We start from the raw sequence: 24,591 nt of genomic DNA, 5'->3' as shown, positions 1-24,591 counted from the left end.
CTAGATCTTGAACTTTCTTGCCTTCTGTTGTTGCGGCGTGAAGGCTTTCAATAGCCTATCATAGACCTCGCTTGTAGCTCTACTTCCCCCCAAACCTCTTAAATCCGATTGTAGAATTAGAGAATCACCATCTAGATTAAGAGCATTCGAAATGGTTGCCTTCTCAAACGATTGCTTGCTGCTGCAATAAGATATAAGTTTGAGATGCAGAAATTCCAATGCAGCGGTAAATCCGGCTGCCCATAGAAAGGCGTTATCTTTTTCCGCCCATTTATTTCCGTACTTTCCTTGCAGTGCAAGAAACAAATTCAAAATAACCTGCCGCTGGTCCTCCAAATTGGTAAGACCAATTTGGTCAAAGGAACCCTTTTCGTCAACAAGCGGTTTAATTGCGACCACGGCAGTAGACAGCGCGATGCCTCCTTTACGCATTTTCCCACCGGGCAATTTGATCTCTCCATTATATGGAGAGTCTTCACCGTCATTTAAAAAATGAGCAATGTCCCGGGCCCGCACTGCGGCAGGATCAACCAATTCTTGGCTAGCCAATCCAAATAAATCGAAAACCAAGCTACGCGGCGCCGGCTTTTGCTCTTCATTAATAGCCAAAAAAATATCGGCGCATTCTTTAGTCGTCAGGCCGGTGTAAATGACAACGGGGAGTTGCAGATCGCCAATTGCCTTCCTCTCCTCAATCGCAGCCTTAATTCCTGCTACTCTATGTTGGCCATCGATTATCTGCGCAGAATTTGAAACATCCGAAAAGCGAATTTCTCGAGCAAGGCGTTTTAATTTATTTGTCGAACTAACCCAGTTCAATACAATCGCGTTAGGGTAATCCCCCCCGGAAAGTGTAAAGGCCTTAATACCACTGATACGCGAGGCGTTAAGTACCCTTTGAATGGCACCTTCCTCTTCGTCTCTACCTCGAACGGCGGCATAGCTTATGTTGGTCACCACCTTCGCTGAAAGCTTGGTCAGTAAGAATGTGCGCTTTCCCTGAGTCACTTCAAAGACAGGCGCCTTGATATCCGTCATTGCTGTTCGCTCCAAATATTCCTGAAACTTATGAACTAACCGATGCGCAGGATTATGCACGAGGCAGGGCAGATTCGGATAGAAAACTGGGAAAATAATGATGCCAGACTACAATTTTTGCGCCGGCTCGCTGAATGCTTGGCGAGTGAGTGGAGCGGCACTCATACAGCGCGGGCAGCTTGCCCGCGTACAACGTGCCCCGGCGACCACAACATATGAAACGCCGTAGCGAGGCAGCCGCACCGGGACAACCACCACTTCGGAACGCCGCCGTCATTTTTGTTGACCGCGAAGTACACGTTTTAAGTTGGGTGCGTGAGAGAGAAAATCGTAGTGATCGATATCCTCGAACGGAAGGATTGGGAATCAGCTCAGAATCAGACCAAATCAGCTCATACGATCATTGAGTCAGCTCATTTTTTTGAGCTGATTGCTGCTAAATTGAGCTGATTTGACAGCTTCGGCTCGTACCATGACCATCCGCGACGACATTCTTCAGTTCTTGCGCGCCCAACAGCGCGAGAATCTCCCCTGGGTGAGTTCCAGCGAATTGACCCACCGAACCGGCGTCAGTTGGTCCACGGTGAAGCGTCAATTGGAAAGCCTGCGCAAGGCCGGACTGGTGCTGCGCGAGGGCCAGGGCCGGGCAACCCGTTACCGGATTGCGGACGAAACAACCGCATCGACACTCCCAACGGCCATTGCCATGCGGCTGGCGGAGCCGGCGTCCGAGGCCACCGGGATGATCTGGTCTGAGCGTGGTCAAGCCCTGCTGGCCCGACTCCGGCAGCCGTTATCCGCCCGGACGCCCGTGGGATACGACCGCGCCTTCGTGGAAAGCTATGTGCCAAACCAGAGCTTCCTGTTGCCGCCTCCGCTGGCTCAAGACTTGGCCGACGAAGGCCGCATGCCAGGTCAGTCGCCAGCCGGCACTTACGCGCGCCGCGTCCTGGAGCCGCTGCTGCTCGACCTGTCCTGGTCATCCTCTCGGCTGGAAGGCAACCGGTATTCCGTGTTGGCCACACAGGAACTCTTCAAGCACGGAATGGCGGGGGGAGATCTGGATGCAGTGATGCTGCTCAACCATAAGACGGCCATCGAGTTCATGGTCGATGCGGTGCCCGCACATGGCCTTACGTCCGCCGTGATCGGCAACATGCACGCGATCCTTCTGCAGGAACTATTACCCAATACTGACGGCCTGGGCCGTATCCGTCAGATCGTGGTGAACATCGGGGACACGACTTACGTACCCCTTCAGGCGCCCTTGTTGTTGCAGGAAATGTTCGACCAGATTGTGGAGAAGGCGCGGCTTATCAAGAACCCGGTCGAAGCGGCATTCTTTCTGTGGGTGAACCTGGCCTATCTTCAGCCGTTCGAAGACGGCAACAAGCGCACCAGCCGCCTGTCGGCCAACATCCCCCTGATGCTTTACAACTGCGCGCCGCTGTCCTTCCTGGACGTGGAAGTACAGGACTATGTCTACGCCATGTTGGGAGTCTACGAATACGGCGACGTGACGCTGGCGACGGAGCTGTTCGCCTGGGCCTATCGGCGCTCGATCCGCAAGTACGCCGTGCAACTGAACGCTGCGGGCGTGCCGGATCCGGTGCGATTCCGATTCCGGGAAAAACTGAACGAAGCGATTGGCCGGGTACTACGTGAGCAGCAAACCGCCGACGCCGCAACAGCGGCGCTGGGCTTGTCCGAAGACGATTTTCAATTATTCCGCCCGATACTGGCGCAAGAACTGCGCATACTGGACGTGTGCAACTGCGCTCGCTATCGTTTGTCGATGGACCTAGTCCAACAATGGGTCGAGGCCGGGCGGCCGCACTAAAGCAAACCAGCGGAACAAGGGCCCCAAACATTGCGGCTCTCTAGTCCCGACACCGATAGATGCGAATAAGGGCTTACACCCCAACCACTCACGTATTGTCTTTCACCACAGTGCTTGGCCCATTGGTCTTCACAGATGCAATCCCCGCGTCCCGAGTCGCGGTGCTCGAATACATTTCACTGCGTCCAATGGACTGCCCATTCGCCGCGCTCAACGAGAAATAAGGCGAACCGTTGGTGGCCGTCTTGCGCTGATGCCGCTCATCGATCGGCGAATTCTGCCGAACAGACGCAATGCCATCCTGAGCGCTGGCTTTAGTGGTGTACCGCTCGCTTGTCAGAATAACTTCATGATTCCCGCTTTCAGATTAAACATGTACTGATCGCCGCTGCGCGTCAACTCGTAGTAACCGCTCATGGAAACTTCCAATATCTGGCTAGTTCAACAATAGGTCAATACTGCGATGCACACACATGAATGCCGGTTGATGATAGTCCATGCCTTGCGTTCGGGAGATGCCAAAGAAAAGGGCCGCTAATCGCGGCCCTTGTCGTCACTGCTTAACGTCTCGCTTCGATTACGCCTTGCGCACCTGCGCAATCAACCCATCCAACTGCGCCAGCATCGTATCCACTTCCTCAGCCGTCACATTCAATGCCGGCATGAAACGCAGCAGGTTCGGACGCGGCGCATTCAGCAGCAACCCATTCGGCGTCAGATTCCGCGCAGCGTCGACAATGGCCGGACCGTCATCCCGATCCATGATCAAGGCGCGCAGCAGGCCAACCCCACGCTCGCCCTTCATGCCGTACTTGGCCGACAGCGCCAGCAGGCCTTCCGACAGCTGCTTGGAGCGCGCGTTCACCGACTCCATGAAGCCCGGCGCGACCAGCGCGTCGAAGACGGCGACGCCGACTGCGGTGGTGAGCGGATTGCCGTTATACGTGCCGCCTTGGTCGCCATGCGCGAAGACGCAGACTTCCTGGCGGGCCAGCAGCGCAGCCAGCGGCACGCCGCCGCCGATGCCTTTGGCCAGGGTCATGATGTCCGGCACCACGTCGGAGTGCTGGTAGGCGAACATCTTGCCGGTGCGGCCCATGCCCGTCTGCACTTCGTCGACGATGAAGAGCAGCTTGTGCTCATCGGCCAGCTTGCGCAGGCCTTGCATGAACTCCTTGGTGGCGGGCAGCACGCCGCCTTCGCCTTGCACGGGTTCCAGCATGATGGCGACGGTCTGGTCGTCGATCAGCTTGCGCACGGATTCCAGGTCGTTCAGTTCGGCCTTGGGGAAGCCTTCGACCTGCGGGGCGAACATCTTGTCCCAGCCCGGCTTGCCGGAGGCGGACATGGTCGCCAGGGTGCGGCCGTGGAAGCCGTGGTTCATGGTGATGATCTTGTAGGCCCCCTTCTTGTGCACCTGGCCCCATTTGCGCGCCAGCTTGATGGCGCCTTCGTTGGCTTCGCCGCCGCTGTTGGCGAAGAAGACGCGGTCGAAGTCGGAGGCGCCGGTCAGGCGCTGGGCCAGTTCGATGGACGGCACGTTGTAGAAGGCCGGCGAGGGGTTCATCAGCAGCTTGGACTGGTCCAGCAGGGCCTTCTGCATTTCCGGGGCGCTGTGTCCCAGGGTGTTGACGGCCCAGCCCTGGACGAAGTCCAGGTATCGCTTGCCCGCGTGATCCTCCAGCCAGGATCCCTGGCCTCGCACGAACACGAGGTCCGGGCGGGAGGTGATCTCCATGAGGGTGTTGACGTTGAACTGGCTGAATTCCATGGCGGTTCCTGCTGAATGAGAGAACAGGGGTTGAAAAAGGGTGGGAAACGCTAAAACGCGAATTTAGCACCGGCGGGGGAATGCTATCGTGACGAACCCCTGCCGATCCGCCCCACGGCCGCCTCAAAAGGGCTGCCAGCGCGGGGCGTTCTATTTTATGCAACAGGCGCAACCCCGCGCGCAGCCCTTTGTCGCTTTTTACTGACCAATCATGAAACGTATTCTTTCCAGTCTGGCCGCCGGCCTGGCCCTGACGGCGGCCGCCGCGACCGCCCAGGCCGCCTACCCCGAGCGCCCCATCCGCCTGATCGTGCCGTTCCCGCCCGGCCAGGCCACCGACATCTTCGCGCGCGCCCTGGCCGAAAAGCTGGGCGCGGCGGTCAAGCAGCCGATCGTGGTGGAGAACCGCGCCGGCGCCGGCAGCAATATCGGCATGGAGCAGGCGGCGCGCGCGACGCCGGACGGCTACACGCTGGTGATCGCGGGCTCTGCCGCCGCGGTGAACCAGACGCTGTACAAGACCATCAACTACAGCCTGACCAAGGATTTCGCGCCGGTGTCGGGGGTGTTTTCGGTGCCGCTGATGTTCCTGGCGACGCCGGCCTCGGGCATTACCTCGCTGAAGCAGCTGGTGGACCAGGCCCGCGCCAATCCGGGCGAGCTGGCCTACGCCAGCGCCGGGATCGGCGGCACGCAGCATCTGTCGGCCGAGATGTTCAAGGCGGCCGCCAATATCGATATCCGCCACATTCCCTATAAGGGCAGCGGCCCCGCGCAGGCGGATTTCCTGGGGCACCAGGTTCCGCTGATGGTGGATTCGGTGACGGCGGGGCTGCCGCACGTGCAGAGCAAGAAGGCGGTGGCGCTGGCGGTAACCACGGCCAAGCGCCTGCCGCAGCTGCCGGACGTGCCGACCGTGGCGGAATCGGGTTATCCGGGTTTCGAGGCGATCGGCTGGGCTTCGGTGCTGGCGCCAGCGGGCACGCCGCCCGAGGTGACGAACTACCTGAGCCAGCAGATCGGCCAGGTGCTGAACGCCCCGGAAATGCAGAAGTTCTTCCGCGACCGCGGCGCGGAACCCATGCCGCTGACGCCGCAGGCCACCGGCACGTTCATCGCCGGCGAAGTCGAAAAGTGGGGCAAGGCGGTGAAGCAGTCGGGCGCCCAGGTCGACTGATTTGCCTGAAACCGCCCCCGCAGGCGCAGGGACGGTTTGACGTAAGCGAAGCTGCGCTGGCCGCGCTCGATGCAGCGCGGCCGGCGCGCGCTTCAGGCGGGACCGCCCGGCTGGTCCGGGCGTCCGGGTTCGCCGGGTTGCCTGGGCTTCTCTCCAGGCTGGCCCGGGTTGCCGGGCACTTCCGGCGGTGTGCGTCCGGACCCGGTGTCGTCCGGCCCGGGCTTGCCCGGCACCTGGCCGGGGGCCTGCTTTTCGGGCGCGTCCCCCGGCTCCTGTCCGGGACGCGGCGACGGGTCGATACCCGGCTGGGTGGCGGGATCGCCAGGCTTTTGATTCGTGTTCATGGATGTCTCCTGAAAGATTCATGCAGCCGCTACACGCGCACCGGCACGCGTATCGTGCAAGTCCACGATAGAGGCCATGCGCGCGCGCGCCCAGATCACGCGGCACGACTTTATCTAGTACTTTCTTCTTATCTCTTGCCCAACCGGGAGCGGGAATGAAGAAGACCGCCACGGCGTTCACGACGGAACGCCGCCATCTGCTGGAAATCATCGACGGCCTGATCGAGGGCATCATCCTGCTGGACCAGGACCGCAGCATCGTCTGGGCCAATGACACCGCGCTGGCCATGCATGGCGTGACGGAGCTGCCCGCATTGGGCGGCACGGCCGCCGGCTACCGCAAGGCATTCTCGCTGCGCTACCGCAACCGCCGCGCATTGCGCGCAGCGCAGTATCCGCTGGACCGGGCCCTGGCGGGCGAGGCCTACAAGGATGTGGTGGTGGAAGTGAACAGCCGGCGCGATCCGGAATTCAGCCGCATGCTGCAGGTGCGCAACCTGGTGCTGCGCGATGCGCAGGGCGCGGTTGAAGGCATGGTGCTGGTGCTGCTGGACGTGACCGAGCAGTACAGCGCGGAAGAACGCTTCGAGCGCACCTTCAGCGCGAATCCCGCGCCGGCCGTGATCTGCTCGCTGGCGGACCTGCGCCACATCAAGGTCAATGACGGCTTTCTGGCCATGACCGGCTACGCGCGCGAGCAGGTGCTGGGCAAGACGCTGCGCCAGCTGGACGTTCTGGGCGACACGCCGCAACGCGAGGACGCGCTGCACCGGCTGGCGGAAGGGGCGACGATTCCGCAGATGGAAACCATTATTTCGGTGCAGGACGGCGGCGCCAAGCTGGTGGTGGTGGCCGGCCAGCCCATCGAAGTGGCGGACCAGCCCTGCATGCTGTTCACCTTCAACGACCTGGAGCCGCGGCGCAAGGCCGAGACGGCGCTGCGCGATAGCGAGCAGCGCTTCGCCACGGCGTTCCGGCTGGCGCCCGTGCCCATGACGCTCAGCACCACGGAAGGCCGGCTGCTTGAGGTCAACGATGCCTTCGTCGCCACGACGGGCTATGACGCCAAGACGCTGGCCCGCGACGAAGACGCGCTGGCGCTGCTGTGGACAGACCCCCAAGCCTATGACCGCGCCATGGCATCGCTGGAGCAGGGCGCCGGCGTGCACGGCCAGGAAATGGCGCTGCGCACGCGCGACGGCGCGCTTCTGGACTGCCTGGTGTCGGCCGCGCCGGTGTCCATCCAGGACCAGCCTTGCGTGCTGGCGGCGATCCAGGACATCACCGAGCGCAAGCGCAGCGAGGTCGAGCTGATGGAGGCGATCGAGACGGTCATGCAGGACACCTCGTGGTTCAGCCGCACCGTCATTGAAAAACTGGCGCAGATCCGCGCGCCTCAGGGCACGCCGCAAGGGCAGGCCGAACTCGCCGACCTGACGCCGCGCGAACGCGAGATCCTGGGCCTGATGTGCCAAGGCCATACTGACACCGAGATCGCGTCCAGCCTGCACCTGTCGCGCAACACCGTGCGCAATCACGTGGCCGCGCTGTACAGCAAGCTCGATGTGCACCGGCGCAGCGCCGCCATCATCTGGGCGCGGCAGCGCGGCATCGTGGGCTATGAGAAGCCGGCGCGCAAGCGGGCGCAGAAGCAGGCGAAGCCGAGCACGCAAACGTCCACCCGCAGGAATCGGTAGAAAAGTACCAGCCGGCCTGATGTGCGCGCTTCTTACGCGCGCGCCATGCGCTTTCTATAGTGGTTTCGTCCGCCGCCGGAGCTCCGGCGCGGTTTCACGCAACCTGCAACGAGGAGCGAAACATGGATAACGACCGCATCAAGGGCGCTGCGAAGGAAGTCAAAGGCACGGTCAAGGAAACGGCCGGCAAGCTGACCGGCAACCGCCAGACGGAAGCCGAGGGCAAGGCCGAGAAAACCGTGGGCAAGGTGCAGCGCAACGTGGGCGAGGCCAAGGATCAGGCACGCGACTTGCTGAACAAGAAATAGCGCGGCTGCCCATCGGCATGGCCCGCTAGCCCATGAACGCCGAAAGGAGAAAAAAATGATTCATCGACTCTGGCTTGCGCTGATGCTGGCAATAACCGCCATCTCGGCCGGCTGCAACACGATGGAAGGCGCCGGCAAGGACATTGAACGCGGCGGAGAGAAGATCCAGCAGAAAGCCCAGTAGGTCCTGCATCGGCAGCCTGCTTGAATGGCTGGCGCGCTGACGGCGCGCCGGCCTTTTTGCGCTGATTGCGCGTTGCGTCCTATTGCGTTTTTGCGTCCAGGCGGCCCAGCAGGGCATCGAAACGGCCCAGCCGCGCGTACCGCGTCTGGCCGCCCGCCACGACCTCGCCGCCTGGCAGATCGATCCACCGTTGTATCCCGCTATCCAGATCGAGCGCGCCGTGGCGGATTCGAAGCACCTGGCCCGACGCCGGATGCCAGAGCTGGCCCAGATCCATGCTGCGATGCGGCGCATGCCAGTGGCCCAGCAACAGCCAGCCGCCCGGCAGCGCTTGCAGCGTCATGCCGCCGGAAGGCAGATGCCCCACTTCGTGTTGATGAACGGCGCCGACATCCAGGCCTGCCTGGCAAAGCATGCCGTCCTCCAGCCACGCGATGGCACTGTCGCCCAAGGCGACGGGGTGCGAGATGTCGCCCGACGTGGGCGCGGCATAAGACAGCGGCAAGGGATGCAGCCGCCCTTCGCGAAACTCCAGCAGTTGGCCGCGGCACAGCACGCAGGTACGGCCGTCCGGCGTAGGAATGACGGCGGACCTGTCACTGACGGGACGGCGTTGCGGGGGCGCCGTGTACAGCAGCGTGGGCTCCGCCGCGGCGTCTTCCGCCTGCCTCGCGTAGCCCGGATAAAGAAAGACCATGCCACGGTCCACCAGCAGCAGATCGTCGCCCGCGAACCCCAGGCTGAATTCCGGCGTCCGGCGTTGCACTTGCGCGGCGCGCGGCGGCAGGGGCATGCCGGGCCGGTTTGAAGGGGGCAGTTCGACCTGGCTGGAATGCAGCAGCCGCGCATAAGGGGTGCTGGACAGTCCGTCCGGGCCCTGCTCGATCCAGGCATGTACACCATTGGGGTTTACGCAGGAGGCGAGCAGCCCACGCCGCGCCGGAAACTTGCCGGCTATCGCGCGCAATGCCGGCCATGCGCGCAGATCGGTGAGCGCCGGAGCATCCCAGTCCGCCATGACGGCGCAGGCCCATCCCGGAGCCACCGCTACCGCGTAGGGGATGTCCAGATAGTCCTCGGGGCCGCACAGCGGACCCGAGGCCGGCTTGGGCAGGGCTGCCTGCGCGCCAGCCGCGGCGCCATCCTGGCGATGCGCGACGGCTTCCCAGCCCTGCGTCTGTATTTGCGTCTTGAGGCTTTCCGCCTGGGCCTGCGACACGATCAGCAGACGAATCGCGTCGTCCTCTTCGCGCTGCTCGATGAGCGCCAGCCCCAACGCCTCCAGTTCCTGGCCCAGCGCGGGCAGGAAGTCCTCGGCGCGGTCGTCGCTCATGACGGACCGAAGCAGGTCCAGGCGCGCGGACGCAAGCGCCGGGTGGCGGGTCGAATAGATTTGCCTGAGCGTGTCCAGCACGTCGGGCAGGAGAATCTTCCAATCGAAGGATACGGGCTGCTGCATCACGGCTCAGCGGGAAAAGCCGCGCGCGGAAATCTCCCAGATGTCCTGCACCACGCCGTCCTTGAACACCACCAGGCCGTCGTGCAGGTTGAAGGTGGGGTCCACGTGCGCGGGCACCAGGCGCAGCACGCTGCCCAGCGCGGGCGGCGTGGCGCCGGGTTCCACGCGGACCACGCTGTGTTCGTCGTTGATGGCGGTGCAGGTCAGGCCGGATTCGCCATGGACGGCAGGCGGGCCGCATTCGGCGGAGGCCGATTTCAGGCCGGCGTCCAGCACCACGCGGCCCGGCGCGGGCGCGCTCATCACGGTGGACAGCAGGAACAGGCTGTTCTGGAAGGCCAGCGGGCCGTTCCATTCATTGGCGCCGTAGTCGCCGTCCATGAAGGCGTAGGAGCCGGCCTGCAATTCGGTGTAGACGCCGCTGGCCGCGTCGAATTCCGCGCTGCCCGTGCCGCCGCCGGTGATGGTGTCGCAGGCGATGCCGCTTTCACGCAGCAGCTGCGCATAGGAAGCGGCGATGCGCGCGGCCTGGCGGCAGACGCTGGCGCGCTCCTCGCGCGTGCGAAAGTGCTGCACCGAGCCGTGGTAGGCCTGCAGCCCGGCGAAATTCACGCCCGGCAATGCGCGGGCCTGCTGCGCCAGCGCCAGCACCGTGGCGTCGTCCGACACGCCGCAGCGGCCCTGGCCCACGTCCACTTCCACCAGCACGTCGATCTCGGCGCCGGCCTGGACCATGGCGGCGGACAGCTGCGCCAGGTTTTCCGCGTTGTCCACGCAGACGCTCATCTTGGCGGCGCGCGCCAGTTGGCCCAGCAGCGCCAGCTTGGCCGGGCCGACGACCTCGTTGCTGATGTGGATGTCGCGGATGCCGGCGGCCACGAAGGGCAGCGCCTCGCTGACCTTCTGGCAGCAGATGCCGCGCGCGCCCAGGGCCAGCTGGCGCAGGGCGATCTGGGGGCATTTGTGCGCCTTGGCGTGGGGCCGCAAGGCCACGTCGTGCCGATCGGCCCAGGCCTGCATCGCGCGCAGGTTCGCCTCGAAGGCCGTCAGGTCCAGCGCCAGGCTGGGCGTGTCGACTCGGGCCAAGGGATCGCCCGGCTGGGCCGCCGGGGGCAGCGCTATGCCGCGTATGACTTCCTGGGACATCGGGAATGCTCCGTTATTTGCACGCGTGGATGTAACCGCGCCATAACCAAACATGGGCAGGTCATAACCTAAATGGCATGCGACCCCCTGGTAAACGATAGCCCGGTAAGCATTGGCTACAGGAAGTCGGCATGACAGAATTTCATCATAAAGAAAGCCCCCAAGGGGAGGCACGTTTTTTGCCGCCGGGCGCAAGACCCGGCGGCGAAAACGAACAATATTCAACCGTCAGCAAAATCACGGAGAAGCCCGCATGAAACTGAAGCACTGGATCACCACCCTGACCCTGGCCGTCGCCGCGGTCGGCGCCGCCGGCACCGCGCAGGCGCAGCAATTCTTCCGCATCGGAACGGGCGGCACCGCCGGTACCTACTATCCCATCGGCGGCATCATCGCCAACGCGGTGTCCCAACCGGGCAAGCTGGTCGCCACGGCGGTCGCCTCCAACGGGTCGGTGGCCAACATCAACGGCATCCTGGGCGGTTCGTTCGAAGCGGGCTTCACGCAATCCGACGTGGCCTACTGGGCCTACAGCGGCACCGGCACCTTCGAAGGCAAGCCCAAGGCGCAGGACCTGCGCCTGATCTCGACGCTGTACCCGGAAAGCATCCACCTGGTGGCGCGCAAGGGCTCCGGCATCAAGAGCGTGGCCGACCTGAAGGGCAAGCGCGTTTCGATGGACGAGCCGGGCTCCGGCACGCTGGTCGACGTGCGCCTGATCCTGGGCGCCTACGGCATGACCGACAAGGACATCAAGGCTGAATACCTCAAGCCCAACCAGGCCGGCGACAAGCTCAAGGACGGAGGGCTGGACGCGTTCTTCTTCGTGGGCGGCGCCCCCGCCGGCGCCATCGCGGAACTGGCGTCCAGCGGCGCCGGCATCGAGATCGTGCCGCTGGTCGGTCCCGAAATCGACGCGCTGCGCGCCAAGCAGGAGTTCTTCACGCCCGACACCATCGCCGCCAACACCTACCAGAACGTGGGCGAGGTGAAGACGATTTCGGTCAACGCCCAGATGGTCACCTCGGCCAAGCTGCCGGAACAGGTCGTGTACGACGTCACCAAGGCCCTGTACAGCGACGCCACGCGCAAGACGCTGGACAACGGCCACGCCAAGGGCAAGCTCATCACCCGCGACAACGCGATCAAGGGCGCCGGCATTCCGTTCCACCCGGGCGCCGAGAAGTTCTACAAGGAAATCGGGCTGCTGAAGTAGGTAGACCCACCCCCGAGGCGCCTGTGGCGCCTCCCCCTCAAGGGGGCGCCGCAGTGGACCGGCGGAGCCGGATCCACGCGGCCCCGATGGGGCGGCGGCGGGATTATGCGGCGAGTGTGCCGCGCGGCCAGATTGAAGTATGTATGTCCGCGGAGCGACGCGCCGCGCTTGAGTAGGGCCGCCACGAGCGGCCCTGCTTGCTGAATCACCCTGAGAATTACTGCGATGGAAATTGATCACGAAAAAACCCAGCAGCTGGCGGAGAAGTACGACTCGGAAATCCGCTTCCGGCCGCTGGACAAGACGGCTACCTGGATCGTCTCCGGCCTGCTGGTAACGCTCTCGATCTTCCACTACTACACGGCCGGTTTCGGCCTGCTGCGCGAAGCCACGCACCGCGGCGTGCACCTGGCGTTCGTGCTGAGCCTCATCTTCCTCGTCTTCGGCTTTTCGAAGGCGCATTACAACCGCGAACCCAAATCCACCTGGTATGCGCCGGGCGGCATTCCGCTGTACGACTGGATCATCGCCATCGCGCTGGCGCTGTCGGTGCTGTACATCCCCTACATCTTCGAGGACCTGGCCTTCCGCGTCGGCAATCCGCTGCCGATCGACGTGTTCATGGGCTCGATCCTGCTGATCGGCCTGCTGGAAGCCACGCGGCGCGCCATGGGCTGGCCGCTGCCCATCATCGCGCTGGTATTCATGGCCTACGCCATGTTCGGGCCTTATTTCCCCGGGTTGCTGCAACACGCGGGCAATACGTGGTCCCAGGTCGTCAACCATATGTACCTGACCAGCCAGGGCGTGTACGGCGTGGCGGTGGGCGTGGTGGCGACCTACGTGTTCCACTTCGTGCTGTTCGGCGTGCTGGCCACCCGCATCGGCCTGGGCCAGCTGTTCCTGGACGTGGCCTCGACCATCGCGGGGCGCTATGCCGGCGGCCCGGCCAAGGTGTCGGTGTTCGGCTCCGCCATGTTCGGGATGCTGTCCGGTTCGTCCGTGGCCAACGCCGTGACGGTGGGCTCGCTCACGATTCCCGCCATGATCCGCATCGGCTATCCGCGGCACTTCGCGGCGGGCGTGGAGGCGGCCAGCAGCACGGGCGGACAGATCACGCCGCCCATCATGGGCGCGGCCGCTTTCCTGATGATCGAATTCCTGGGCATTCCGTATCAGCAGATCGCGATCGCGGGCATTTTCCCGGCCTTCCTGTACTTCTTCGGCATGTTCATGCAGGTGCACTTCGAGGCCAAGCGCGAAGGCCTGCGCGGCCTGACCGACGAGGAAATGCCCAAGCTGAAGCAGTCGTTCAAGATGCGCTGGCCCACGCTGATCCCGCTGGTGCTGCTGATCGGCGTGCTGGCCAGCGGCCGCACGCCCTACCTGGCGGCCTTCGCGGGCATCACGGGCTGCATCGTGGTGGGCATGCTGAACCCGTTCCAGCGCCTGCGCCTGCGCGACCTGTACGAAGCCTTCGAGACCGGCGCGAAGTACGCGCTGGCCGTGGGCGCGGCCGCGGGCACGGTGGGCATCGTGATCGGCGTGGTCACGCTGACCGGCGTGGGCTTCAAGATCTCGTACATCGTGATTTCGGCGGCCCAGGCGATCGCCGGCGGCGCGGCCACCGTGATTCCCGACGTCATCGCCAACACGCAAACGCTCACGCTGATCGCAGCGCTCGTCATGACCGGCATCGTCTGCATCCTGATGGGCTGCGGCATTCCCACCACGGCGAACTACCTGATCATGGTGGCCGTGGCCGCGCCCACGCTGGTGCAGCTGGGCGTGCAGCCGATCGCGGCGCACTTCTTCGTGTTCTATTTCGGGATCCTGGCGGACATCACGCCTCCGGTGGCGCTGGCGGCCTATGCGGCGGCCGGGATGGCGGGCAGCGACCCGTTCAAGACCGGCAACACGGCCTTCCGGCTGGGCATCACCAAGCTCATCGTGCCTTTCGTGTTCGTGTTCTCGCCGTCGCTGCTGATTTCGGTCCAGGGCTTCACCTGGTACGACTTCTTCGTGACCCTGTTCGGCTGCATGGTCGGGCTGGTGCTGCTGTCGGCGGCCTTCTCGCGCTACATGCTGGTCGGCATGAAGGCCTGGGAGCGCTGGCTGTGCACCATCGGCGCCTTGCTCACGATCCTGCCGGGGCTGACCAGCGGCCTGATCGGGCTGGCCATCTGCATCCCGGTGTTCATGCGCCAGCTGGCGCAGCTCAAGCTGGAAAACACCCCGAAGACGGCTTGACGCCCACGCCGGCCATTGTAAAAAGGGGCGGACCAACCAGGTCCGCCCCTTTTTCTCTGAACCATGCATTTTGTCAGCAATTGGCCGACGATGGCCGCCATGTTGCCCCATAGTGACGGCATACAACATTCCCCGGCCGGTCGGTTGCCCGCCCCTATAAATCGGCGTAAAGTAAAATTCATGTTTGCTGGTCTGCCGATATGCGGGCCGACTGTGCAAACAGGCACAAAACTGCGCCATATGTTCGATATCCTGGTTTATCTGTACGAGAATTACTACACGCCGCAAGCCTGTCCTGCGGCCGACGTGCTGGCCAAGCGGCTTGCCGCCGCCGGGTTCGAGCACGAAGACATCGACGACGCGCTCGGGTGGCTTTACGGCCTGGCCGAGACCACCGAACGATGCGTCGATCTCGCCCAGGCGCCCGCCACCGGCACCCGGATCTACACCGATAACGAGTACCAGCAGCTCGGCACCGAATCCATCGGCTTCATCGCCTTCCTGGAATCCGCCGGCGTGCTGCCCGCGCCCCTGCGCGAAATCGTCATCGACCGTGGCCTGGCTGCGCCGGAATCGCCCGTGCCGCTGTCCAAGATCAAGATCATCGCCCTCATGGTTCTCTGGAGCCAGGAAGCCGAGATCGACAATCTGGTCCTGGAAGAGCTGCTGGACGACGAAGGCGTGCGCCGCCTCCATTGAGCGCGGCGCGCCGCCGCCCCCGATTCCCCTTGCCGCCCCCCGCGCGCAATCGCGCGGGCATTGCCCTGTGACCTACGTAGGCCGTTTCGCCCCCAGCCCCAGCGGTCCGCTGCATGCGGGCTCGCTGGTGGCCGCGCTGGCGAGCTGGCTGGACGCGCGCGCCCATGGCGGCCGCTGGCTGCTGCGCATCGAAGACGTGGACACACCGCGCACCGTGCCCGGCGCGGCTGAACGCATCATGGCGCAGCTGGAGGCCCTGGGCCTGTCCTGGAACGGCGAGATCATGTGGCAGTCCAGTCGCGGCGGCGCCTACCAGGCCGCCTTCGACGCCCTTGCGGCGCGCGGCCTGATCTACGGCTGCGGCTGCACCCGGCGCGAAATCGCCGATTCCGCCCTGCGCGGCCAGACCCAGCCCGGCGCCGACGGCGAACGGCCTTATCCGGGCACCTGCCGCAATGGCCTGCCGGAGGGCCGCCAGGCCCGGGCCTGGCGCGTGAGGCTGCCGGAAGGCGTGGAACGCTTCGAGGACCGCTGGCTGGGCCCGCAGGAACAGGACGTGGCCCGGGCCGTGGGCGACATGGCGCTGCGGCGCGCGGACGGCCTGTGGGCCTATCAGCTGGCCGTGGTGGTGGACGATGCGGCGCAAGGCGTCACGGACGTGGTGCGCGGCGCGGATCTGCTCAGCTCCACGGCGCGCCAGCGCGTGCTGGGCCGCCTGCTGGGGCTGCCGCCGGTGCGCTACCTGCACGTGCCGCTGATCCTGGATGCCGGCAGCGGGCTCAAGCTGTCCAAGCAGAACGGCGCGCCGCCCATCGATACCGGCGCGCCGCTGGAGGCGCTGAAGAGCGCCTGGGCGGCCCTGGGCTTCGAGCCCTTCCCGGCGGACGACCGCGCCGCCTTCCTGCGCGAAGCCACCGCGCGCTGGGCGCGGCGCTTTCCCTGACTTCCCAGCCGCCGCTTCGTTCCTACTGCGGCTGCGGGTGGAAGTGTCTGACACCCGTACGCGAGGCCCGTCAGGCTGGTGCTTGCTTTTCCCGGGTGTCAGACACCCGCGAAGCTCCCGGAAGCCCGCGGCGGCCTCGCGTACGGGTGTCAGACACTGGGCCGGACGGTCTCTATGGAGACTGGCCGGATCGGGCTCTATGGACGCCTACAGCGGCTGCAGGTCCTCTCCCAGCATCCGCACCAGCAGCGCCTCGCCGTTGTCGGCCACGCGCAGTTCGCCATACTTCGCGACCTGGTAGCGCTCTGCCTGCCCTTCTGGGAAGAAATAGGCATTGGTCACGATACGCACGCCGTTGTTGCGCACGCGGTAGCGCAGCGGCACCTCGGCATCGGTGTGCGGATGCACGTCGGGCTGGATGCGCAGCGGCTGCGACACGCCGCGCTCGTCGCGCGCCAGCATGACGTAGCCGTCGGGCTCGTAACCCAGGATGGAGTCATCTTCGCTGCGGTTTTCGCCGCCCAGTCGCAGCCGCGTGACTTCCCGGCTGGCGGCGAAGTTCAGCGCCATGTAGTCGCCTTGCATCAAGGACCTGGGATCCCCGGCGCCAGCTCCAGGATGACCACCTTGCCGGAGGCCAGCAGCTTCTCGCGCTGCCAGATCCCGCCGTTGGCCACCGCCAGCACCAGCGCCAGGCCGCCCAGGATGGCCAGCGTGCGCCAGCGCAACACGCCCGACACCGGCGGCAACGGCCCGCGCGCCACGGGCGCCTGGGTGCGCATCAGCCTCGGCACCAGCCACACCAGGCCCCGCAGGAGGAAGAGCAGCACCGCGGCGCCGCTCAGCCACAGCGCCTTCTGCAGCAGCGGCACGTCGAGCTGATAGTAATAGACGCCCAGGTAAGCCAGCAGGCTGAGCACCCCGAAGATCGCCAGCCGCGGCTGGTTCAGGCCGAAGCCCAGCAACAGCCACGCCAGGGCGAAGCCCACGCCGGGGCTGGGCAGCCAGAACAGGGCCAGGACCAGCAGCGCCAGCGGCACGCCCCAGGTCACGCCGGCAGTCAGCACGTGGCGCCGGGGCCACAGCACGGCCAGGGCGGCGGCGGCGGGCAGCACGGCGCCGGCCGTCACCAGCACCGCCGTCCGCGGATTGAGCTGCCACATCGCCGGCAGTTGCAGCGCCGAAATCCCGCTGGCCAGCCACACCATGCCCTGGACCGACAGCAGGAAGGCCCAGGCCAGCGGCTGCAGGGCGTGGGCGCGCTTGCCGCCCAGGCGGCGGCCGAGGCTGAACAGGACCGCCGTCGCCCAGGCCCCCGTCACGGCGATGGGCAGCCAGATGAAGGTAGCCTCGGCCACGTCGAAATCCAGCCAGGCGTCCAGCAGATCCTCGCGCATCAGCTCCGGCGCCACGCCGCGCCAGACCAGGCCCGCGGCCGCCGAGGCGATCAGCAGCCCGCTCAGGAAACGCAGGATCGCGTCGGGCCCCAGCGCATAGACGGCGGTGGCCATCAGCAGCACGAACAGGCAGGCATTGGTGAACGAGGTGGAGCTGGACAGGCCGTAGATGATCAGGATCTGGCCGGTGAAGGCCATGGCCGTGCCGCACTGGCGCCAGAAGGGCCCGGCGTCGCTGCGCAGCACCGCCACGCCCGCCGCGCACAGCACCAGGCCGGCCACCAGCGCGCCTTCCTCCGTCGTGACGACGCCGGAGAAGGCCACGAACACCAGCAGCAGCAGGGTGGCCAGCCAGGCGCTCAGGCCCAGCAGGCACTGCACGTACCAGGGCGGATCGGCCTGCGGCGAGGCGGGCGCCAGCTGTGCCACGGGCGTGCCCGCGTCGGCCGGATCGACCGAGTTGCCCGCCGAGGCGGCGGCCGGTTCGGCATCCGCCGCGGCCACGGGCGCGACCGGTTCGGTGCCCAGGCGGCGCAGCCAGCGGGCGGCCCAGACGGCCTCCGCCATCAGCAGCGCGGCCAGCGGCAGCGCGGCCCAGACGCCGGGCTCGAGCCGCAGCAACCATTCGCCCACCACCCGCAGCGAGACGCAGATGACGCCCGCCGCCAGCATGGCCAGGATGACTAGGTCGCGCCGGCCTCGCTGATAATAAAAGCCCAGCCCCAGCGTGACGGCCAGCCAGGCCACGCCGTTGGCGGTGCCCAGGCCGCGCAGGATGTAGTCGCCGAACATCAGGGACACCACCAGCGCGCTGATGGTGAACGCGGCCAGGATGCGCGGGCCGAAGAGCGTGCTGGCGCGCCAGCGGTGCGCGGCCATTTCCCAGGCCAGCAGCAGCACGAGGTTCAGGGCAGCGATGATCAGGCTGGCGGCCCCCGGGCCGCCGAAGACCAGCCACCAGTCGAACGCGCGCTCGCCCAGCCACAAGGCGGTGGCCACGTTCAGCACCAGCACCCAGAGCAGCCAGACGGCCTGGCTGGCCGCCGCCAGCGCCCAGGGCAGCAGCAAGGCCGCCCACCAGGCGAACAGTTCCCAGGTATCGGCCCCAGTCTGGTAAGTTTGGCCCAATAGCGCAAGCAGGGCGCCTAGCAGGATGCCGGCCAGCGCCAGCAGGGCGCCGGGGATGCTGCGCCGCACGCCGGGGCTGGCGCGCAGGCGCAACCCGGCCCAAGCGGCGGCCAGCGCGCAGACCGCCAACAGCGCCTGTACGCCGGCGAAGCGCTGCACCTTGGTCATTTCCTGCCAGTTGGCGGCGACCCAGCAGACGGCCGCGCTGCCAAGCAGCAAAACGCCCAGCCACAGGGTGCTTCGCGCCAGGAATTGACGCCAAGCGTGCAGTTCGGATCCCGCTTGCCTTTCAGTGCCGACTTGCATCTGGCGAATCTCCGATCTTATTATCCGCGCTACTAAGGCGGGACTACCGCCACTGGATACACATGAATAAAACGCTGATTATTGCCGAGAAGCCCTCGGTGGCCCTTGATATATCACGCGCCTTGGGAGGCTTCGCGCGCGAGGGGGACTATTTTGAAAGCGAACGTTACGTCCTCGCGTCCAGCATCGGTCATTTGCTCAGCTTGGTCGCGCCCAACGATCCGGTCAAGGGAAAATGGAGCTTCACGCACCTGCCCGTGATTCCACCCGAGTTCGAGCTGGGCCCGACCGACAAGAAATCCGCCGAACGCCTGAAGCTGCTTGTCCGCCTGGCCAAGCGCAAGGACGTGGACGCCATCATCAACGCCTGTGACGCGGGGCGCGAGGGCGAGCTGATCTTCCGCTACATCATTCAGTACGCGGGCGTGAAAAAGCCGATCCAGCGCCTGTGGCTGCAGTCGATGACCCAGGCCGCCATCCGCGAAGCCTTCGCCAATCTGCGCGACGACGTGCAGCTCAAGCCGCTGGAAGCGGCCGCCCGTTCCCGCGCCGAGGCCGACTGGCTGGTGGGCATCAACGGCACGCGCGCCATGACCGCCTTCAACAGCAAGGACGGCGGCTTCTTCAAGACGCCGGTCGGCCGGGTGCAGACCCCCACGCTGGCCATCGTGGCCGAGCGCGAAGAGCGCATCCGCCGCTTCGTGCCGCGCGACTACTGGGAAGTGCGCGCGCAGTTCGTGGCCGCCGCCGGCCTGTACGAAGGCCGCTGGATCGACCCGGAGTTCAAGAAAGACGAGCGCGACCCGGAAAAGCGCGAATCGCGCCTGTGGTCGCAGGCCGCCGCCCAGAGCGTGGTGGCCGCCTGCCGCGACCAGCCCGGCAGCGTCACCGAGGAATCCAAGCCGTCGACCCAGATGTCGCCGGCCCTGTACGACCTGACCTCGCTGCAGCGCGAAGCCAACGGCCGCTTCGGCTTTTCGGCCAAGACCACGCTGGCGCTGGCCCAGACCCTGTATGAACGCCACAAGGCGCTGACCTACCCGCGTACCGATTCGCGCTACCTGCCCGAGGACTACATCGGCACGGTGCAGGAAACCATGCGGGCGCTGGCCAAGGGCGGCTCCAATGCCGTGGGCGGCCTGGCGCGCCACGCGGAGACGGTGGTCGGCAAGCAATGGGTGAAGCCGAACCGCCGTATCTTCGACAACAAAAAGGTTTCGGACCACTTTGCCATCATCCCGACGCTGCAGATCCCGCACGATCTCAGCGAAGCCGAGGGCAAGCTGTACGACCTGGTGCTCAAGCGCTTCCTGGCGGTGTTCTTCCCCGCCGCGGAATATCGCGTCACCACGCGCATGACCGAGGTGCAGGGGCACCGCTTCCGCACCGACGGCAAGGTGCTGGTCAACCCGGGCTGGCTCACCGTCTACGGCAAGGAAGCCCAGGGCGAGGACGCCAACCTGGTTCCCGTGGCGGACGGCGAGACCGTGCGCACCGAGGACGTGGAAGCCGTGGGCCTGACCACCAAGCCGCCCGCCCGCTTCAACGAAGGCACGCTGCTGTCGGCCATGGAAGGCGCGGGCAAGCTGGTGGACGACGAGGAACTGCGCGAGGCCATGTCCGAGCGCGGCCTGGGTACCCCGGCCACGCGCGCGGCCATCATCGAAGGCCTGCTCAACGAAAGCTACCTGCGCCGCGAGGGCCGCGATCTGGTCCCCACGGCCAAGGCGCGCCAGCTGATGACGCTCCTGTCCGGCCTGGACGTGACCGAACTGACCTCGCCCGAACTCACGGGCGAATGGGAGCACAAGCTCAAGCAGATCGAGCAGGGCGGCCTGGGCCGCGAGGCTTTCATGCGCGAAATCGCGCAGATGACGCAGGTCATCGTCAAGCGCGCCAAGGAATACGAGCGCGACACGGTGCCCGGCGACTACGCCACGCTGCAAACCCCTTGCCCAAAGTGCGGCGCCGTGGTGAAGGAAAACTATCGCCGCTTTGCCTGCACCGCCTGCGACTTCTCCATCGGCAAGCACCCGGGCGGCCGCACCTTCGAGCTCCCGGAAGTGGAAGAACTGCTGGCCAAGCGCGAAATCGGTCCGCTGCAAGGCTTCATCAGCAAGATGGGCCGGCCATTCGCCGCCATCCTGCGCATCAGCGACGAATACAAGCTGGAATTCGACTTCGGCCAGAACGACGAGGACGACACCGAGGCCGTGGACTTCTCGGGCCACACGCCGGTCGGCAAATGTCCGAAGTGCCAGTCGCGCGTGTTCGAGCACGGCATGAGCTACGTCTGCGAGAAATCCGTCGGCCCTGAAAAGACCTGCGATTTCCGTTCGGGCAAGGTCATCCTGCAGCAGGAGATCTCGCGCGAGCAGATGGAAAAGCTGCTGACCGACGGCCGCACCGACCTGCTCGACGGCTTCGTCTCCAGTCGCACGAACCGCAAGTTCAAGGCCTTCCTCGTCCGCCAGCCGGACGGAAAGATCGGCTTCGAGTTCGAGCCGCGTCCGGAAAAGCCCGGCCGCGCGCCGGCCAGGACGGCGACGAAAACCGCCACCAAGACGGCCGCCAAAAAGGCGCCGGCCAAGAAGGCCGCGGTGAAAAAGACCGCGACCAAGACGGCCACGAAAACGGCCGCCAAGAAGGCGGTGAAGAAGGCAGCGCCGAAGAAAACCGCCGGTGTCTGACACCCTGAGACGCCGATTCGAACGGTAAGGCCGTCTCGTCGGGTGTCAGACACCTCACGAGCGGCCAGCAGTTCCGCAACGCCCGGGCAACCGGGCGTTTTCCATTGTTGGACGCGGGATGCTGGGGTATTGTCTACGCCAAACCGCAGCAACCAGACCAAGACCGAGGATGACATGAGCGCTAGCCCCGATTTCACCACCCGCCGCCGCGTGCTGGCCGCAGCCGGAGCGTTGGCCGGCATCGGCCTCGTCAATGGCCGCGTCGCCTTCGCGCAGCCCAAGCTCGGCCGCGTGGCCTATGGGCAGGGCAGCATCGATCCCTTCTTCGCCGCCGGCTACGTGGCGCTCAAGAAGGGCTATTTCGGCGAGGGCGGGCTCGAGGTCGAATACCTGAACTCGCAGAGCGGACCGCGCACCAACCAGCTGCTGGCCGCGGGCCAGATCGTGTTCGGCGCCACCGCCGCCACCGCCGCGCCCGCCCTGACCCTGGCCGGCAAGCCCGCCACCCTGGTGTTCGGTTTCGACCGCAAGCTCACCTACGCCAATATCATTGTGCGCCGCGAGGACTTCGAAAGCGGCAAGATCAAATCCTTGAAGGATCTTGCCGGCAAGCGCGTGGGCGCCACGCAGCCGCAGTCCAGCACCTGGCTGATGGCCCTGTACCTGATGCAGAAGGCCGGCGTGGCCGACAAGGTCGACATCCGCCCCCTGGGCGACCTGGCGACCATGCTGGGCGCGCTCAAGACGGGTTCGGTGTCCGCCAGCATGGCCACCATGTCCATGATGGAACAGGCCCGCCAGGAGGGCTGGGGCGTGCCCATCTTCGACGCCACCACCGAGAGCTCATGGAACGAGTTCATGGGCGGCGACGTGCCCGGCATCGCGGCGCTGACGCTGCAGGACACCATACAGAAACGTCCCGAGGTGGTGCAGGCCTTCGTCACGGGCCTGGTCCGCGCCCAGGATTTCATCAGCGCCAACAGCGCGGCGGCCGTCACCGACGCCATCTACGACGACTATCTCAACGCCTTCCCGCGCGAAGCGATCGAGAAGACGCTGGGCGTCTACAAGGAAACGGTGTTCCTGAAGGACAACATCATCACCCAGGACGCCTACGACCGCATGACGGCGGTCATGGGCGACGGCCGCCAATTCTCCAACGAAGAGATCAAGACGGTGCCGTACGACCGCTGCGTGAACATGAGCTTCGTGCGCCGCGCCCGGGGCCTTTGATGATCACGCTGGACAACGTCGGCAAGGCGTACCAGACGCGCCAGGCCACGACCCACGCGGTGGGCGAAGTCAGCCTGACGATCCCGGAAGGCGAGTTCGTCTCCATCGTGGGCCCTTCGGGCTGCGGCAAGAGCACGCTGCTGAACATGATCGCGGGCTTCCTGCGCCCGACCACGGGCATCATCCGCGTGGACGGCCGCGTGGTGGACGGCCAGGTGCCGCCCGCGCTGGGCTACATCTTCCAGAAAGACACGCTGCTGCCCTGGTTCAGCGTGAGGAAGAACGTGGCGCTGGGCCTGAAGTTCCAGGGCGTGCCCGCCGGCAGGATCGAACGCCGCGTGGCCGAGCTGCTGGAGCTGGGCCATCTCAGCGCCTTCGCCGACGCCTTTCCGCACCAGCTGTCCGGCGGCATGCGGCGGCGCGTGGCGCTGCTGATGAGCCTGGCGGTGGAACCGCGCATCCTGCTGCTGGACGAGCCCTTCGGCGCGCTGGACACGCACACCAAGACGCACCTGCATCGCGAACTCATCGAGATCTGGCGCAAGCTGGGCCAGACCATCGTCATGGTCACGCACGACCTGGACGAGGCCATCCTGCTGTCCGACCGCGTGATCGTGCTGTCGGGGCCGCCCAGCCGCGTGCTGCTGGACGAACGCATCGCCATCCCGCATCCGCGCGATGTCTTCACGCTGCGCGAAACACCGCAGTTCGTGACCCACGTGCAAAGCCTCTGGAGCGTATTGGGACAGCAGTTCCGCGCCGCCGCCTGACATGAGCCCTACCGATACTTCCGATTCCCTGCAGGACCAGCTGCGCCTGGACCGCCGCGCCGGCGTGGCGCGCCGGCTGCGCATCACCCTGTGGCAAGCGCTGATCCTCGCCTTCATCCTGGGCTCCTGGGAAATCCTGACGCGCATCCCGTGGTTCGCCCAGAACACCTTGTTCGACCCCTTCTTCATCAGCCAGCCCTCGCGCGTGGCGGTGCGGCTATGGGAGTGGCTGCAACCCGGCCCCCGTTCGGTCTGGCCGCACCTGTGGCTGACCCTGCAGGCGACGATGGTGGGTCTGGTGGTCGGCGTGGGCAGCGGCTTCATCGTGGGCATGACGCTCAGCCGCAGCCGTTTCCTGGCCGACGTGTTCAACCCCTTCATCGTGGCGTTCAATTCCATGCCGCGCATCGCCTTCGTGCCGCTCATCACCATGTTCTTCGGCCTGGGGCTGGCCTCCAAGGTGGTAACGTCGTGGTTCGTGGTGTTCTTCCTGGTGTTCTTCAATACCTACAAGGGTGGCCGCAGCGTGGAGCGCGAGCTGGTGGATTTCTGCCGCACGCTGGGCGGCTCCCCGCGCCAGATCCTGTGGCGGGTGCGGATCCCCACCGCCGCCGCATGGACGTTCGCGGCGCTGCCCAACGCCATCAGCTTCGCGCTGATCGGGGTGGTGCTGGCGGAGTTCGTCGGCTCCACGACAGGAATGGGCTACCTGATGATCACCGCGCTGGCGACCCTGAACGCCACCGACATGTTCGCGGCGGTGACGCTGCTGTCGGTCGTGGGCATCGCGCTGGTCTATTGCGTGACCTGGCTGGAACGCCGGCTGCTGCATTGGGCGCCCGAGTTCCGCGAAGGGTAGGCCCACCTCCGAAGCGCTGCGCGCCTCCCCCCTCAAGGGGGCGCCGCCGCGGACCGGCGGAGCCGGTCGGGGCGGGTCTGCCGCAAGGCAACCACCGGGGTTCCTTTGCGGTTCAAAAAAACAATACTGCTTGCAG

General features: G+C 65.5%; 19 protein-coding genes and 2 pseudogenes. 14 read left to right on the top strand and 7 right to left on the bottom strand.

Features of this window, described 5'->3' with window-relative positions; genetic code table 11:
- Nucleotides 1-1,038, bottom strand: a complete 1,038-nt coding sequence (locus JL37_RS29865) for a DGQHR domain-containing protein (protein WP_081954936.1) — start codon at nt 1,036-1,038, stop codon at nt 1-3.
- Nucleotides 1,039-1,510: 472 nt separating this feature from the next.
- Between JL37_RS29865 and JL37_RS00575 the strand changes: the two genes are divergently transcribed.
- Nucleotides 1,511-2,878 (top strand): Fic family protein, encoded by a 1,368-nt coding sequence (locus JL37_RS00575; RefSeq protein ID WP_043541259.1) that lies wholly within the window; start codon nt 1,511-1,513, stop codon nt 2,876-2,878.
- Nucleotides 2,879-2,966: 88 nt separating this feature from the next.
- On the opposite strand, the pseudogene JL37_RS29860 reads toward JL37_RS00575, so the two are convergent.
- Together JL37_RS29860 and JL37_RS00570 are read right to left on the bottom strand one after the other, a co-directional pair.
- Nucleotides 2,967-3,295, bottom strand: a pseudogene (locus tag JL37_RS29860) (YegP family protein).
- A 160-nt stretch (nt 3,296-3,455) separates the two neighbouring features.
- Nucleotides 3,456-4,649: an acetylornithine transaminase gene (locus JL37_RS00570; protein ID WP_043541258.1), complete on the bottom strand. Its 1,194-nt coding sequence runs from the start codon at nt 4,647-4,649 to the stop codon at nt 3,456-3,458.
- Nucleotides 4,650-4,860: 211 nt separating this feature from the next.
- Here JL37_RS00570 and JL37_RS00565 point away from each other — a divergent pair, with 211 nt between their 5' ends.
- Entirely contained in the window at nt 4,861-5,826 is a 966-nt protein-coding gene (locus JL37_RS00565) for a tripartite tricarboxylate transporter substrate binding protein (RefSeq protein ID WP_043541257.1), read from the top strand.
- Nucleotides 5,827-5,918: 92 nt separating this feature from the next.
- Here JL37_RS00565 and JL37_RS30305 read toward each other — a convergent pair whose 3' ends face one another.
- Nucleotides 5,919-6,170 (bottom strand): hypothetical protein, encoded by a 252-nt coding sequence (locus tag JL37_RS30305; protein WP_156124178.1) that lies wholly within the window; start codon nt 6,168-6,170, stop codon nt 5,919-5,921.
- 155 nt (nt 6,171-6,325) lie between these two features.
- Here JL37_RS30305 and JL37_RS00560 point away from each other — a divergent pair, with 155 nt between their 5' ends.
- The 3 genes from JL37_RS00560 (at nt 6,326) to JL37_RS00550 (ending at nt 8,359) form a co-directional block, all read left to right on the top strand.
- Entirely contained in the window at nt 6,326-7,867 is a 1,542-nt protein-coding gene (locus JL37_RS00560; RefSeq protein WP_052096707.1) for a helix-turn-helix transcriptional regulator, read from the top strand.
- A gap of 122 nt (nt 7,868-7,989) precedes the next feature.
- On the top strand, nt 7,990-8,175 hold the full coding sequence (locus tag JL37_RS00555) for a CsbD family protein (protein WP_043541256.1): 186 nt from the start codon (nt 7,990-7,992) through the stop codon (nt 8,173-8,175).
- Nucleotides 8,176-8,230: 55 nt separating this feature from the next.
- Nucleotides 8,231-8,359 carry an entericidin A/B family lipoprotein gene (locus tag JL37_RS00550; RefSeq protein ID WP_043541255.1) on the top strand — a complete coding sequence of 43 codons (129 nt, stop codon included), beginning with the start codon at nt 8,231-8,233 and terminating at the stop codon, nt 8,357-8,359.
- Between the two features lie 79 nt (nt 8,360-8,438).
- Here JL37_RS00550 and JL37_RS00545 read toward each other — a convergent pair whose 3' ends face one another.
- Together JL37_RS00545 and JL37_RS00540 are read right to left on the bottom strand one after the other, a co-directional pair.
- On the bottom strand, nt 8,439-9,818 hold the full coding sequence (locus tag JL37_RS00545) for a hypothetical protein (protein ID WP_043541253.1): 1,380 nt from the start codon (nt 9,816-9,818) through the stop codon (nt 8,439-8,441).
- 6 nt (nt 9,819-9,824) lie between these two features.
- Nucleotides 9,825-10,964, bottom strand: a complete 1,140-nt coding sequence (locus tag JL37_RS00540) for a DSD1 family PLP-dependent enzyme (protein ID WP_043541251.1) — start codon at nt 10,962-10,964, stop codon at nt 9,825-9,827.
- A 131-nt stretch (nt 10,965-11,095) separates the two neighbouring features.
- Here JL37_RS00540 and JL37_RS30960 point away from each other — a divergent pair, with 131 nt between their 5' ends.
- The 5 genes from JL37_RS30960 to gluQRS all read left to right on the top strand — a co-directional run bounded on the left by JL37_RS30960 (nt 11,096) and on the right by gluQRS (nt 16,072).
- On the top strand, nt 11,096-11,221 hold the full coding sequence (locus JL37_RS30960) for a hypothetical protein (protein ID WP_255352840.1): 126 nt from the start codon (nt 11,096-11,098) through the stop codon (nt 11,219-11,221).
- Nucleotides 11,218-12,180, top strand: coding sequence for a TAXI family TRAP transporter solute-binding subunit (locus tag JL37_RS00535; RefSeq protein ID WP_043541249.1), 963 nt, complete (start codon nt 11,218-11,220; stop codon nt 12,178-12,180). The genes JL37_RS30960 and JL37_RS00535 overlap by 4 nt, the downstream gene beginning before the upstream one ends.
- A 225-nt stretch (nt 12,181-12,405) precedes the next feature.
- Nucleotides 12,406-14,430: a TRAP transporter permease gene (locus JL37_RS00530; RefSeq protein ID WP_043541247.1), complete on the top strand. Its 2,025-nt coding sequence runs from the start codon at nt 12,406-12,408 to the stop codon at nt 14,428-14,430.
- A gap of 240 nt (nt 14,431-14,670) precedes the next feature.
- Nucleotides 14,671-15,129 (top strand): DUF494 family protein, encoded by a 459-nt coding sequence (locus JL37_RS00525; RefSeq protein WP_043541245.1) that lies wholly within the window; start codon nt 14,671-14,673, stop codon nt 15,127-15,129.
- Nucleotides 15,130-15,196: 67 nt separating this feature from the next.
- Entirely contained in the window at nt 15,197-16,072 is an 876-nt protein-coding gene (gene gluQRS, locus JL37_RS00520) for a tRNA glutamyl-Q(34) synthetase GluQRS (protein ID WP_043541243.1), read from the top strand.
- A 207-nt stretch (nt 16,073-16,279) separates the two neighbouring features.
- On the opposite strand, the pseudogene JL37_RS29655 reads toward gluQRS, so the two are convergent.
- A pseudogene (locus JL37_RS29655) lies at nt 16,280-18,903 on the bottom strand (GDYXXLXY domain-containing protein).
- A 62-nt stretch (nt 18,904-18,965) separates the two neighbouring features.
- Between JL37_RS29655 and JL37_RS00505 the strand changes: the two are divergent.
- From JL37_RS00505 to JL37_RS00490, 4 genes are all read left to right on the top strand, one after another.
- The gene (locus JL37_RS00505) at nt 18,966-21,593 is read left to right on the top strand and encodes a DNA topoisomerase III (RefSeq protein ID WP_043541241.1); all 2,628 of its coding nucleotides are present in this window, start codon (nt 18,966-18,968) and stop codon (nt 21,591-21,593) included.
- Nucleotides 21,594-21,767: 174 nt separating this feature from the next.
- Entirely contained in the window at nt 21,768-22,826 is a 1,059-nt protein-coding gene (locus JL37_RS00500) for an ABC transporter substrate-binding protein (RefSeq protein ID WP_043541240.1), read from the top strand.
- On the top strand, nt 22,826-23,596 hold the full coding sequence (locus tag JL37_RS00495; RefSeq protein WP_043541238.1) for an ABC transporter ATP-binding protein: 771 nt from the start codon (nt 22,826-22,828) through the stop codon (nt 23,594-23,596). The genes JL37_RS00500 and JL37_RS00495 overlap by 1 nt, the downstream gene beginning before the upstream one ends.
- A gap of 1 nt (nt 23,597) precedes the next feature.
- Nucleotides 23,598-24,455, top strand: a complete 858-nt coding sequence (locus tag JL37_RS00490) for an ABC transporter permease (RefSeq protein WP_043541236.1) — start codon at nt 23,598-23,600, stop codon at nt 24,453-24,455.
- Nucleotides 24,456-24,591: the final 136 nt, after the last annotated feature.

The organism is Achromobacter sp. RTa (genome assembly GCF_000757485.1).
GTDB lineage: Bacteria > Pseudomonadota > Gammaproteobacteria > Burkholderiales > Burkholderiaceae_B > Achromobacter.
Note: the sequence above shows the minus strand (reverse complement) of the source record. Positions and strands in the feature narration are given on the sequence as shown.